The sequence below is a fragment of the Cytobacillus kochii genome (assembly GCF_020171845.1).
Lineage (GTDB): Bacteria > Bacillota > Bacilli > Bacillales > Cytobacillaceae > Cytobacillus > Cytobacillus kochii.
The window spans coordinates 83475-97456 of the sequence record NZ_JAIVAM010000014.1 but is presented as its reverse complement, the minus strand read 5'-3'; the positions used below and the strand labels follow the sequence as shown (position 1 = coordinate 97456).

Genomic DNA, 13982 nt, shown 5'->3' with positions numbered 1-13982 from the left:
TTAATACTTATAATAAAGATTAAATTTACTAGACATCAATCAAAGAACAGAACCCCTTTTTTTCTGGATAAAATTTCTAATGTTTTGATTACGAAAATAGATATTATAAAGGTAACTACACCTATTGAAATTTCAAAATATATATAAGGTAGTACTGTGTTCATTTCTGCACTATTTGTAATCACTTCTCTTATCCCGAGTAAGCCATTTGTAAAGGGAATACACCTAGCAATGGTTTCTATTCCATTAGGTAAAACTGAGAGTGGAAAATTCACTCCACAAAAAATCTGGAACAATCCTAATGATAAATTTAGAAAAAGATTTACATTCTTAAAAACGACTCCTAAGCCACTAATAATTATTCCAATTCCACATAATGAAAAAATTATAGTTATAATCAACAACAATAAAGGAAATATCATTTCAAATTCAATTTTTATATTAAAAATAAAGAACACAGTTAAAGAACTTATTATAAAAGTTAGTATTGTATCAATAATGGGTATTAGTAACCTTTTAAACATAATAGCCAATGTAGATGTCGGGGAACCAATATTGTATGGTAAGGTTCCATATATTTTATCAAACCTAAGCATTACTGTTATATTAATAATCAATGTATGTACCATCATATAAATAACATTACCAATAACAATAAAATTTAAGTATTCACTCCCCATAATATAATACGCCATAGAAGCAAAGAATAAATAATGAAATAGTGGTTCGAGAACTCGAAAAGTAAGGTACGTTTTTACATTCTGATATGAATATAAGGCTTTATAAGATAGAGTAAAAAAATTCGTACTCATATTAAAATACCCCTATCTTATTGGTTTTTCTAAAAATTAACTCTATTTTAGAGATAAATATATAAGTCAATACAAAATAAAAACTACTTATAAGTATTCCTCCTAATAAATAAAAGTAGGAGAACTCAATTCCAATAAGAGAGTCATAGAGGCTTTTTATTGACCAAGTCATTGGAATAACATAAGAGATTGGTTGGAATATTAAAGGTAAGTCATTTACTGGAATAAATAGACCACTTAAAATTAAGAAAGGAAAAACCATTAAATTTTGGTACTCAAATACATTATTAAATAAACTACATAAAACAGCTAAAACCATACCTAAACTAATTAATGAATATATTAATACAATTAAGGAAGAAATTGAAAGTATAAGATTACTAGTATGTATTTCAAATCCATATATTATCTGGGCATAGAGTATTGTCAAACAAATGTTTAATAGTCCGATTAATGAATTACATACAGATTTTGTTAACACAATCCTGAATAAAGAAGTATTTGATCCTAGAATTAATTCGAAAGTCCCCCCCCATTTTTCAGAAATCAAAGCTGTCCCAGAAGCATATAATATAAAACTCCATGCACTTATTATACCTACTGCGAATATATACTTATCTATATTTATTGCTGGATTTACTTTTAACATAAAATACAAGATTGTAAGAAAGATTAATGGCTGACAAAATATTATCCATTGATAAAACTTATTTCTTAAATCTGTGAATTTAATTAAATTAAAAAATAATAATCTAAGAGCAATCATTTTTATCACCTCACAAGTTTAATATACGCATCCTCTAAAGTAACATCCCTAATATTTATTTTAATAATACTGCAGAATTGGTTTATTTCTTTTTGAACCTCTTTAATAGTTGAAGTTACTGGATATTCAAATCTTATAAGCTTTAACCCTCCTTCAATAGTCTTGATTGCCAGATTCCGTATTTCTTCTACGCTAAAAATACCAACTTCATCAAGATTACTACAAGTCACTTCGTAAAATTTTACATCTGAATGAGTACTTTTAATAAAGGTTGGGGTGCCAATAATTTTTATTTCTCCTTCATCTATAATTGCAATTCGATCACATAAATCGTCTGCTTCTTGCATATAATGTGTTGTTAAAATAACAGTTATGTTTTTCTTAGAAAGCCTGCTGATTATTAGTCTCACTTCCTCAGAAATTACTGGATCTAAACCAATTGTTGGTTCATCAAGAAATACTATTTTAGGATTATTTATTAACACTCTTGCAATATGAAGGCGCTGCTTCATTCCTTTTGAAAACCCTATAGTTTCTTCATTAGCATTTTTCTCTAAACCTACCAATTCTAGTAATTCCATGAGTTTATTATCTGGTATTTTTATTTTATATAATAATGAAAAGTATTTGAGGTATTCAATAGGTGTGAGGCGATTATAAATACCTCTTTCTCCTCCTAACATAAAATTTATATTCTTCCTTATATAACCTGGACTTTTTAAAATATCTTTATCTAATAAAGTTACATTTCCATTCTTAGGTATTAATAAAGTAGTAAGGATTTTTATTGTAGTTGTTTTACCAGCACCATTAGGTCCTAGTAATCCAAACACTTCTCCTTGTTTTACTTCAAAATTAATCCCCTTTAATGCAACTTTTTTTTCTTTTTTCCCATTGTTTTTAATTGTATATTCATGATATAGATTATTTACCTTAATAATTGACGACACAAATTCACCCACTATCCTTTTATTATGAGAAATTTCAGGAGTATTTATTAAGCTTTATTAGTCAATCAAAGTTCAGATTCAGCTATTTAAAATAGTTAATTTTATACTCACGCAAGAATTTTAACAATATTTTGATAAAAATATAATGTACTTTTACTTTGGGAAATGGGATACTTCTCATCCCTCAGTTTCAAACTGAACATATACACTTCGATATTGATAGCCTATATGAAAAATTAATCACATCTAAGTAGATCTTCAAAGCAAAAAACATTAGTAAGAACTTGCATTAAAGTAGGTTTCATTATAATCTTTTCTTTTAAGTATTATTTCATATAACTAATAATATTTTGCCCTATTCTTTCTATTTCATTATCTCCAGGTGATCCCATTAAGAGAAAATATTCAATCCCAATTGCTTGAAATTTTTTTAAACATTCAATCACTTCCTTATAACTTCCAACAATTGAAATTGATACAGCTGTACTTACTTTACTTAATCCTCCCCATAAATTTGGCGATAAAGGGATAGCAGATTTTTTTATAGATTTAGCCTGTAAAATACCTACGGAATCAGATATATTTTGATACATTGTGGCTAATTTTTTATTTACCGAAGAGAAATTATTCTGCAAGTTCTCAGCAACTATCCATGCTTCTTCACTACTTTCTCTAGCAATAATATCAATAAATATTCCACAAGGAACATTTCGATTAGTTATAGATCTTAGCAATTGAACTTTTTCTTTTAATTGTTCAAAATCAGTAGCATAAGTAATATAGTAGTCCCCTAACTCAGCTGCAGCTAAAATAGCCTCATCAGAACTTCCCGCTATAAAGAGTCTTGGTTGTTTCTTTACTCTTGGAAATAAATCTGTTTTTTCAATATTGTAATATTGCCCTTCATAACTTGTGATGTTTTTTTGTACTTCTCTATAAATTCGCATAAATTCTTCTGTTCGTTTATAACGATCGTTATGGTTAAAGTACTTTGTTTCTTGCGCTATTTCATATTTCGAGCTTCCTGTTACAATATTTAAATCAATACGCCCATTCGATAACAAGCTTAAAGTATTCGATGCTTTTGCAGAACTAATTGGGGTGATTGAATTTGTATTTTGAGCAACAAGAATTCTGCATTTTTTAGTCTTCTCAGCTACTTTAGTTGCCAATATCCAAGGGTCAAGAGACTTTGGTAAACTTGAAACTAGAACCGAATCAAAACCATTATTTTCTGCAAGTAAAGAATGATTTATATTTCTGTTATATATTTCACAGAAGCCACCTAATGGGAATACCGGTAAATTCCAACAAAACTCCAACTCTTAACCTCCTTCATATATGTATTTATTTATAAAAAAAACTAATTTATTTGTATGCTAGAAGTTACATTACAACTTAGTACAATTTTATTATTCGACAGAATTTCACCATAAAATTTATCATTAAATCTATTTGAATTTCTAACTTCAACCTTAAAAATTAATTCTTTTTGATTGCATAGTTCTCCTAAAACTCTAACTTCATCTAGCCTTGAAAGAAATTTTTTCTTCTTAAGCTTCTCTTCAAAACCATATAATATATTAAATAATACTCCTGCAGTTTGGAAAATCCCTTCAATAAAGTAAAATATTGATATTTGTTCTCTTTTATAACCTTTTATCACTTCTTTAACTTTAGGATTACATCTAGAAATTGCTGTTTTTTTCTCAGGAAAAACCTGTACATACTCAATAAATAAAGTAGGGTGTCTATGAGGGATTAACTCTTTAATTTCATTTATAAATACTTCTTGCATTTAAAATAACCTTTTTTCCAAATACTCACCAAGAGTTTTTATATCCTTAAATAAATCTGAGTCCAAATCCTCATCTTCAATTATAATAGAGTATTCTTTTTCAATAAGAACCAGAAACTCTAGAGCTTCTACAGAACTCATACCTAAATTATCAATTAATTTAGTTTTTTCATTAATTTCTTTTGCTTTTTCTTCATCTAATTCTAACATTGCAATAAGAAGAGATTTTAACTGTGTGTATAAGTTTTCTTTATTCAATTTACATTCCTCCAATATCTTAGATCGTTAAGCCACCATCTACTGTTATTGTTTGCCCAGTTATATAACTAGAAAATGGGCTACATAAAAATAGAACAACATTCGCAACATCCCTGGGTTCTGCAATTCTTTTTAGTGGTATTAATTTAGCAACTCTTTGCTCTTCAGTAATTTCCATTTGGTTCATATCAGTTTTTACTGGACCAGGGGCAACACAGTTTATTCTGATTCCAAATGGTCCTAATTCTTTTGCCATTGATCTTGTCAACCCTTCTAAGCCAGCTTTTGAAGCAGAATAGTTTGCCTGTTTCACACCGCCTTTATTTGAAGAAATAGAGGAAATATTAATAATACAACCTGATTGATTTTTCATCATACTCTTACTTGCAAATTTTGAACAAAAAAATGCCCCTTTTAAATTTGTATCTATTACTGAGTTCCATTCATACTCATTCATAAAACGAACAAAATTCATATTCACTGTACCAGCATTATTTACTAATATGTCTATCTTTTTTACATGTTTAAATATATATTTAAACATCTTATCAATATTATCTACGTTTGACATATCACCAGAAACTAAATAGGCTTTTCTACCAAATCCTCTCACTATCTGGGCAGTTTCATCAGCCATATCTGGGTTTTTATTATAGTGAATAATTACATCTGCACCCTGTCTAGCTAAAGTAATAGCAATCTCTTTACCAATTCCTTTTGATGCACCAGTTACAAGGGCTGCTTTCCCTTCAAGTGAAATCATTTCTCTGCTCCTTTCTGTAGTATAGTACAAACTACATTACCAAATGAGTCACTAGACACTATTAATACATTTTTTAAATCGCCAATTTCAGCCAACATTACTTTATTAGATAACAACACTTCAGCTCCTATAATAGCTCCTATAATAAAATTGGCACCTAGCATATCCCCAAGTATTTTCTTTGGATAAATAACAGGTTTCTTAAATTCTTTTCCTAATGACATTTTCATTCCCTTCAAAAAATGTATCTCTTCGGTGGGGGTTGGTCCTAACATCGAAATAACAATATCTATATCTTGTTTATTAATATTTGAATCCTTAAGAGCTTTTAATATAGCAGAACTAATAGATTTATAAGTTTGAGATGAATAAGAACCGATTTTTCCAAAATTAGAAACGAACTGAATGGTCACCACTTCAATATTAAATAGATTATTTTGTTGATTAGAGAGAAATACACTTCCTGCTCCACTCGACAGAATTTCTACATTTTGATTGTTAATCAATTTATACCCTTCACTAATAAACTTATCTATGAATTCCGTTCCTACTACGATAGCTCCCTCTAAATTCTGGTATTTAATCTGATCGAAAGCTTCCATAAATGCTAGACCAGATGAATTTTCTCCCGAAGTAAATGTTATATTTGGTCCCTCAAATTTATTTTTAATGGCAATAATATCCCCCGTTAAATGAAAACCACTATGAATAGATAAACCTGGTGAAACTCCTAAGGGTCCCTCATTAATTAATGCAGAAGTTTGATGATATTGTGTATCAGTAAAGCCTCCATAGGCTGTCCCAACAAAAGTTCCAAAATTATTTCGTTGGGTATCCCTATTTATCTCATGTTTTATCATTACTTGATCTGCTGCATTAACACCTAAATTGGCACAAAAGTTGAGGTTTTTATATTCTAAAGAATAGTCTTTTATTAAGTAATTTTCTTCTGAGGAGGTCATTTTTTTTTCAAAAATTAAACTATTCACAATTTCCATAATAGAGTGACCTTTCGGCGTTACCATCCCTATGCTGTTTACATATACTCTATTCATTTAAACCTCCAAAGATTATACTGGCGTTATTTCCACCAAACCCAAAGGAATTGGATAATGCTGCTTTTATATCCTTTTTTATATATTTATTTTTTACTAGATTAATTTTACAATTATCGTCTTGTTGTTTTACATTTAAATTTGGTGGTATCTTTGAGTGATATATTGATAATATTGTTGCTATAGCTTCAATAGCTCCAGCTGCTCCAATTGTATGACCAATTGCACCTTTAATAGAACTTACATAAGGAAATATGCCTTCCTTATTAAAAATTTTCGTAATAGCTCTAGCTTCAGCCAGATCATTTTGAAGTGTTCCAGTTCCATGAGCATTGATATAATTTATATCTCTTAAGGATAATCCAGACTCTAATATTGCTTTTTCCATAGATACTTGCATTCCATCTCCATCTGGATGGGCCAAATCATTTGCGTCACAAGAACTTCCATACCCCAAAACGTTGGTATAAGTTTTTGCTTTTCTCATCATTGCATGTTCAACCGATTCAAGAATAATAACTCCAGCACCTTCTCCGATTAGTATTCCTTTTCTATTTAAATCGAAAGGTCTAACTTTGTCTGGACTAATAATTCTTAAAGAAGATAACCCTAAATGGGTCAATGGCCTAAAGATGTCATAGCCTCCACATATTACAATGTCAGCCCTCTTATACCTTATCCAATTAAACCCTACTCCAAGAGCAGTAGTACCAGAAGCACATGCAGTCATAACTGTACTTTTTAATCCACCTTTTAAATTAAATTCATTAGCTAATATATCGACTGGCGCATTTATGGGATAATATTTCAATTTATCAACGTAATTATTTAATTGAAAATTTTTATCATTAAAAACAATATCTTCTAGTTCACTGACTCCACCAATCATGGTCCCAAAACTTAGTGATATTGGAGATGAGGATTCGATATTTAATCCAGAATCGATTAATGCTTCTTCCACTGCAGATAATAACATCTGATTTACTCGATTATAATTTGCCCATTTTTTATTGGGTAAAGGACCTAAAATTTGCGCTGCGATTTTACGTCTATATTGAGAAGTGTCAAATCCTGATATTAGATTTGTACCTTCCTTGCCTTCACACAAATTCAAAAAAAAATCTTCAGTGTTAAACCCAATTGAGCTAACTATTCCAATGCCTGTAACGGCTACTTCTTGAATATTACTTTCCCTTTTTATTTTAATCACCACATTTCCACTACTTAATCGAACCTTTTTGAAACAATATAATTTCCAATAACCAAAAAGTCTATTTCAGTATTCATAAAACACTCGAGTGCATTATCTGGTGTTTCGACTATGGGCTTTCCTGCAATATTAAATGAGGTATTCAATAAAACTGGTATATCAGTCAATTCATAAAAGGCATTTATTAACTTATAAAATTTTTTATTTTTAGATAGACTTACTGTTTGAATTCTTGCAGTATTATCAACATGAGTTACTGCAGGTATTTTATTAGTTTTTTTCACCTGATATACTTCTAACATATATGGGGAACTATGATCTAAGAAGAAATATTCAGACTTGTATTCTTCTAATATCGCTGGTGCAAATGGTCTAAAAGATTCTCTATGTTTAACTTTCAAGTTTACCTTATCTTTTATCTCAGCAACTCTAGGATCTGCTAAAATACTCCTATTACCTAGTGATCTAGGACCAAACTCACTTTTCCCTTGAAACCATCCTATTATGTGTCCCTCTTTAATTAAATTTGCTACTTCTCTATAATCATTCCATTTATTCCAAGAGATATTATTATAATTAGATAGAGTGTTATATATTTCTTCCTCAGAGTATTCCTTCCCCAGGTAAGGTAGATTAAGTTTCAATCTTTTATTTTTTTCAAATGCGAAACCTGCGATATTATGATACCCATAAATTGCACATCCAAGTGAAATTCCATTATCCCCTGACGCTGGTTGAACAAATAAATATTCAAATGGAGTTTCTTCAATAATTCGAGAATTTGAGACACTATTTAATCCGATGCCCCCAGCAATACAAAGGTTCCGACTATTGGTAATTTTATGTAGGTACTTACAGCAATGAATCACAGAATCTTCCAATACTTTTTGGGCAGCATATGCTATATTTGCTTTTGTTTGAAAAAGATCATTAGAGTTTGATAATAGAGTTCTTATATAATCACTAAGTCTATTGTCTGCTATTATTGAAATCTCACCATTTGGTAGGAGTTTGATAAAATCACAAAACCTTTCATAGTATACAGATTTTCCATAACTAGATAATCCCATCGTTTTTCCATCTTCACTAATTACTTCTCCATGTTTTGGGTCATAACTAAAGCCCAATTCAATAGAAACCGTTCTATAAAAATCACCTAATGAATTATCGGTTCTTCCTGCACTTTTATAGTAGTTGTTTTGATTTTTTTCTATACTATGATTACCAAACACTTTTTTTATTAAGTGTATTCCTTTTAAATCACCATAGTAATAGCTTATTGTTTCGACTTTATTATCTTCTACAATCCCTCCTGAATTATCTGCAATAAAAATAGCAGATTCCTCAAAGGGAGAGAGACAATATGAACTATATGCATGTGCTAAATGATGTCCAATTATTGTAGTATTATTCTTGAAGGGGAAGTAAAAGCTTTTTGGAGTTATATCACATGCTATTAAGTGATCTATCTGATTAATATTAAGATTCTCAGCATCCATGCAATATTTTCTACTTTCAGCTTGAAGTAAATCTGCTCCGATACCATATTTTGAGCCAATAACCCTTTCTTCATCTATAGCTATCACTTTACTATTATCCTTAATTAAACATGTTGACCAATCGTGACCAGAACCCCCAACCCCAATAATATTCATAAAGCTCTTCCTTCCATCTTTTATTATAAATATCCCAGTACTTTTAACTGGTCCTCAATGTTTTTTTTATCCTCTTTTGAATAAGTTGACGATAGAGTATAATTGTTTTTCTTTTTGGAAGAATATCCATATTTCGGAACACTATTTTTAAGAAAATTATCCTTAAAAATGTGTTCGATTATCCTACCATCAATATCATTGGGTATTTCTAAGTTTAGTGCATAAAGAATTGTAGGTAAAAAATCCTCAACAGCAAAACAGTCAGTAATAATCCCCTCTTTAAACATTGGCCCATTTAAAATCAAGATACCATCCATATCATGAAAACCACTTTGATCAGGTATTCCAAAAAGTTCATTTGTACCAATGGAATGATGAACCATCAATTCATAGGAATTCGGTATTAGAATAAGGTCTGGAGCTTGGTTAGATTCCTCACCTAAATAAACTACCTCATTTGGAAGTACTGCTTTAAAAATATTATTATTATTATCATCTTTAACTCTCATTAATAACTCGCAAATCTCTTCACATAATTGGTCAAATTCATTACGTGAAACAATACCATGATCCTGTCTCCCTTTTAAATTTATATTCAATCCATAACAACCTGGAGCTGGCATATATGCTTTGGTAGATCCCCAATCTACTCTATCTAGGTACCATCCATTACCCTCATTATCATGAGAATTATCTATCTTCATATAATTATTATCAATCAGAAATTTATGAATGTAAAAATTGGACTTTGATGCAATAAAACCATGATCAGAAACAATAGCAAAGATTGTATTTGAATCTAGGTTCTTTATAATATCCCCTATTATATTATCAACTTCTTTATAAACATCGAACACAGCATTTTTTTTACTTTCTAATTGTTCTTTGTCTTCCATGTATCTCCAATAATTATGAGATATTCGATCAATTTCAGTTATTACACAAAAGAATAAGTCCCATTCATAATTTTTATAGAGGTATTCTAAGGATTTTGACCGGTTGGATAGATATTTTTTTGCTTTTTCATCATAATTATCCTCACCTTTATACATAGTTACCAAGTCATTTGGAAATCCAACTTTGTTAAATAATAAATCTTTTCCAAGATTTTTGGGATAGGTATAATTTAATGTGTTAAACAATGGCCATGTAATACGAAATCCATCTATTGATTCTGGAGGATGGGTCATTGGAATATTTACCATGCCTGCTTTTTTTCCTTGTTCATTAAAAAGTTGGTCTATTGTTTTATATCTAATATCACTACTTTGATAGTACTCTTGACCATAATTAGCAATTTGCGGCTTCCAAAATTGGAAAATTCCGTGTTTCCCTGGATTTACACCTGTTAATAACGATGGCCATGCCAATGCAGTGTGAGGTGGAGTAGTTGACTTCAAATCTCCAACCACACTTGATCTTAATAATTTATTGAAGTTTGGTAGTTTTTCTTTCCACTTTTCTATGAGTCTAAATGTTGCTCCATCAATCCCGAATACAAATGTTTTCAAACTAATTACCTACCTTTATTTTTGAATCACTGATTTTTGCGAAATTAATTCTATTAAAACGTTGCTAATGTCCTCACTTTTATCTAATAAGATTCGATGATGAATCCAAACTACATTATTTGAAATATTTTGTGAATTAGGGTAATTATTTTTTAAAAGAGATGAATATTCTTTACCTAATCCTGCTATATATCTCTTGAATACTTCAGTTTCGTTTACTTGAGAATAGGCTCTGTATGCAGGAATTCCTCTATTATTTAATTCATTGATAAGCTCTTCTCTCGATAATTCCAACTTGTGTGCATTGTAATAAAACATATACATATAATAAGAATGTAAGTTACATAAGGGATCTATTGTCTGAGGTATAAATTCAGAATAAGAAGACAAACTTTTTGTTAAAGATTTTCCATTTTCTAACCTTATTTTATTTTGTGAACTAATTCTTTCTAGTTGTGGTATCAAAACTGCTGCTTGAAATTCACTCATCCGAAAATTTGAGCCCATGTTCACATGTTGATAATTTGTATCTCCGAGGGGTCTGCCAACGTTATGTAGTACCTGCACTTTATTATATAAATCTTTATCACTAGTTATTAAACAACCCCCTTCTCCAGATGTCATTAATTTTAGAGCTTGAAAGCTAAATACTCCAAAGTCTCCAAAACTACCGGCTTTTTTGTAATTATATTCTGCACCATGTGCATGACAGGCATCTTCTATAATAAACAAATTATTTTTTTTCGATATCTCACAAATCTCTTTCATTCGGCAAATATTTCCTGCCATGTGCACAGGAATAATTCCTACTGTTTTATTGGTTATTGCCTTTTTGATTTCAGAGGGGGAAATGCAAAATGTATTTGGTTCAACATCTACCGGTATTGGTATACCACCTAATTCCATAATTGGTAAAATAGTTGATATGAAGGTGAATGAAGGAACTATAACTTCGTCACCTGGTTTTAAACCTAAAGCTTTTAACGCTAAAAGTATCGCATGAGTCCCATTTGTTACTCCTAATCCATAGGTTGCTTTATGGAAATTAGCAAATTTATTTTCAAATTCAATTACCTTATCACCATTTCCCCTCCACCAATTTCCACTATTAAGAACCTCCGTTAATTGCATAAGTTCAGCTTCACTAAAATATGGCCAATCTGCTAAATTAACTTTATTCAATAGTAAAACCCCCCATATATTATTTTTTTCTAAATATTAAAGTAGAACCGTTTCTTTTATCCTTAATATTACATATATTCCTAAAATTAAATTTAGAAAAATAATCTACTAAATCACTGTAATTAAGATTCTCAATACCTCCATGAGTCATCCAATCTAAATATAATTCTAATTTGCGATCATACATATACTGCTCTTCTAAGTGATCACCAAAAAAATCTATTATTGTGATAATAACATTTGTTGTACAATTAGAAAGAAATTCATTTAATTGAATGTTGTCTAAATAATGGATGCAATTCGGAATAATAATATTACAGTTATCCCATTGTTTAGTTAATAAATCCTGAATATTAATAGCATGAATTAATTGACTAGTGTGTTTAGAAAATAATTTTAATATTTCCACTGGTGTATTTTTAGTTATATAAGTAGTTGATGGAATATCTCCTAATTTCTTAAATTTCCTAATAAGCTTTAAATATTGCTCTTTTGTATAAACAACATTTTGGTAATCCTGCTTAAAAGTACTATTAATTAAATTTTCCCTTATCACATAATCTTCTTTTAGACTCAGATATAAGTTATTTACATTCACAAAATTTCTATATATATCTTTTTCTAAATTCACTAGTGATCCAAGAAAAGAAGTAGAATTAGATACTAAGTATTTATTAGTTTCCTCAGTATTATAAAAATAATAATTATTACACCTATTCAGAAGGCCGATGCAGTACAAAGAGTCTAATAACATACTAACTTTAATTGGATTTAGAGCTAATCTCATAGAAATTTCTTGAGAGTTAACAGGTTCTTTTAAATAGTCGAATATTTTTAACTCTATACTTTTAAATACTAAAACACTTTTTTTGTAACTCGTTACTATATTAGATATTTTCACAAAGCTCTTCCTTTATCTTAATAGGTCCCTTTTTAATCTTGTTCTTCAATTCTACCAACCTGTCTCTAACATCATTGTTTCTATACATAGGGCTTTCAGCAAGTTCATCAATGGTTATTTGGTCTTCAACATATAAACTAAGCAAATCCCATGGAGTGTAACAGGATTTACATGCTTCTAACCGTGGTTTAGAGGCGTTTAGAAGACTATAAAACCTTGTATTTTCTACCTTGTTTAAAACCCTTTTAGGTTCATCATGTATTAGATTTCCTAAGTGATTGAACCATATATTGGGACATGCTGTTACAGAGCCATCATTAAAAGATCCAAAAACCATTCTTGAAAGATAACAACCAAATGTTCGCTCTCCTTCTATTAGGAAATTATATAATCTTTCCATATATGGAAGAGGAGGTAAGATATATTTATATTTTTGGAAGTTATTAATTACTTTTTCAACAGTCTGTATCTGCTCTTTTTCTGGATAATATAAATCTTTTAATGGTCCACGAACTGGAAAAGGGCATACTGTAAGATCATCATCTTTATACTTCAATAAATAATCTAAGAAAGAATCAAGTACAGCTGTACTTTTATTATTTAATACACAATATAGTTCTAGTGGTATACCTTTTTTGACCACTAAGTCTATTCTATTTAGTAATATATCCTGTAGCCTTTGACTACTAAATCTATGTGAATTTCCCTCTAGAGTATGATGATCTATTGATATTTGCATTACAACATTTCCCATTTTTTTGAATTCATCGAGGATTCTTTCATTTAAATTCATCCCGTTTGTTAATATTTGAAGAACTTTATATTTAGGAGATTCTCTTTTTAAAAATTCTAAAACTTTATCGATTAACATTACCTCTCCGCCACTAACTTTAAGTATTGAAATATCAAAATTATTGACAGTTTCTTCTGTAACTTGATCAATTTGTTGCTTAAATTTACCATCATAAGTTAATTTTACTGGTGGATTTCTCAATGGATGATTTAAGTGTTTGACTTTAAATTCACTTGCATCAGTTAAACAGTATGTACAAGTCATATTACAGTTCTCTTCTGATATTACCAAATCATTTACAAGCCAAAGCTTTTTATTACTCATCCTA

At 29.8% G+C, this 13982-nt stretch carries 14 protein-coding genes; all 14 read right to left on the bottom strand.

The features are described from left to right. Positions 1–35: 35 nt before the first annotated feature. Positions 36–812 carry an ABC transporter permease gene (locus LCM23_RS26260; protein ID WP_224938714.1) on the bottom strand — a complete coding sequence of 259 codons (777 nt, stop codon included), beginning with the start codon at positions 810–812 and terminating at the stop codon, positions 36–38. Position 813: 1 nt separating this feature from the next. Continuing rightward, positions 814–1578 carry an ABC transporter permease gene (locus tag LCM23_RS21480; RefSeq protein WP_224938713.1) on the bottom strand — a complete coding sequence of 255 codons (765 nt, stop codon included), beginning with the start codon at positions 1576–1578 and terminating at the stop codon, positions 814–816. A 5-nt stretch (positions 1579–1583) separates the two neighbouring features. After that, positions 1584–2528 (bottom strand): ABC transporter ATP-binding protein, encoded by a 945-nt coding sequence (locus tag LCM23_RS26130; protein WP_224938712.1) that lies wholly within the window; start codon positions 2526–2528, stop codon positions 1584–1586. A gap of 326 nt (positions 2529–2854) precedes the next feature. Beyond that, a complete protein-coding gene (locus LCM23_RS21470; RefSeq protein ID WP_224938711.1) occupies positions 2855–3850 on the bottom strand; it encodes an LLM class flavin-dependent oxidoreductase in 996 nt (331 codons plus the stop codon). Positions 3851–3891: 41 nt separating this feature from the next. After that, a complete protein-coding gene (locus LCM23_RS21465) occupies positions 3892–4326 on the bottom strand; it encodes a hypothetical protein (RefSeq protein ID WP_224938710.1) in 435 nt (144 codons plus the stop codon). Then, the gene (locus LCM23_RS21460) at positions 4327–4584 is read right to left on the bottom strand and encodes an acyl carrier protein (protein WP_224938709.1); all 258 of its coding nucleotides are present in this window, start codon (positions 4582–4584) and stop codon (positions 4327–4329) included. It abuts the gene before it with no gap. A gap of 19 nt (positions 4585–4603) precedes the next feature. Continuing rightward, positions 4604–5347: a 3-oxoacyl-ACP reductase family protein gene (locus LCM23_RS21455; protein WP_224938708.1), complete on the bottom strand. Its 744-nt coding sequence runs from the start codon at positions 5345–5347 to the stop codon at positions 4604–4606. Beyond that, a complete protein-coding gene (locus LCM23_RS21450) occupies positions 5344–6402 on the bottom strand; it encodes a beta-ketoacyl synthase N-terminal-like domain-containing protein (protein ID WP_224938707.1) in 1059 nt (352 codons plus the stop codon). The genes LCM23_RS21455 and LCM23_RS21450 overlap by 4 nt, the downstream gene beginning before the upstream one ends. Further along, positions 6395–7612, bottom strand: a complete 1218-nt coding sequence (locus LCM23_RS26125) for a beta-ketoacyl-[acyl-carrier-protein] synthase family protein (protein WP_224938706.1) — start codon at positions 7610–7612, stop codon at positions 6395–6397. The genes LCM23_RS21450 and LCM23_RS26125 overlap by 8 nt, the downstream gene beginning before the upstream one ends. Positions 7613–7626: 14 nt before the next feature. Next, positions 7627–9267, bottom strand: coding sequence for a carbamoyltransferase family protein (locus tag LCM23_RS21440; RefSeq protein ID WP_224938705.1), 1641 nt, complete (start codon positions 9265–9267; stop codon positions 7627–7629). A 23-nt stretch (positions 9268–9290) separates the two neighbouring features. Further along, positions 9291–10778, bottom strand: a complete 1488-nt coding sequence (locus LCM23_RS21435; protein WP_224938704.1) for an alkaline phosphatase family protein — start codon at positions 10776–10778, stop codon at positions 9291–9293. Positions 10779–10793: 15 nt separating this feature from the next. Then, the gene (locus LCM23_RS21430) at positions 10794–11960 is read right to left on the bottom strand and encodes a DegT/DnrJ/EryC1/StrS family aminotransferase (RefSeq protein ID WP_224938703.1); all 1167 of its coding nucleotides are present in this window, start codon (positions 11958–11960) and stop codon (positions 10794–10796) included. 19 nt (positions 11961–11979) lie between these two features. Next, positions 11980–12861, bottom strand: a complete 882-nt coding sequence (locus LCM23_RS21425) for a methyltransferase family protein (RefSeq protein ID WP_224938702.1) — start codon at positions 12859–12861, stop codon at positions 11980–11982. Then, complete coding sequence (locus LCM23_RS21420; protein WP_224938701.1) at positions 12848–13978, bottom strand: radical SAM protein; 1131 nt, start codon at positions 13976–13978, stop codon at positions 12848–12850. The genes LCM23_RS21425 and LCM23_RS21420 overlap by 14 nt, the downstream gene beginning before the upstream one ends. Between the last annotated feature and the right edge of the window lie 4 nt (positions 13979–13982).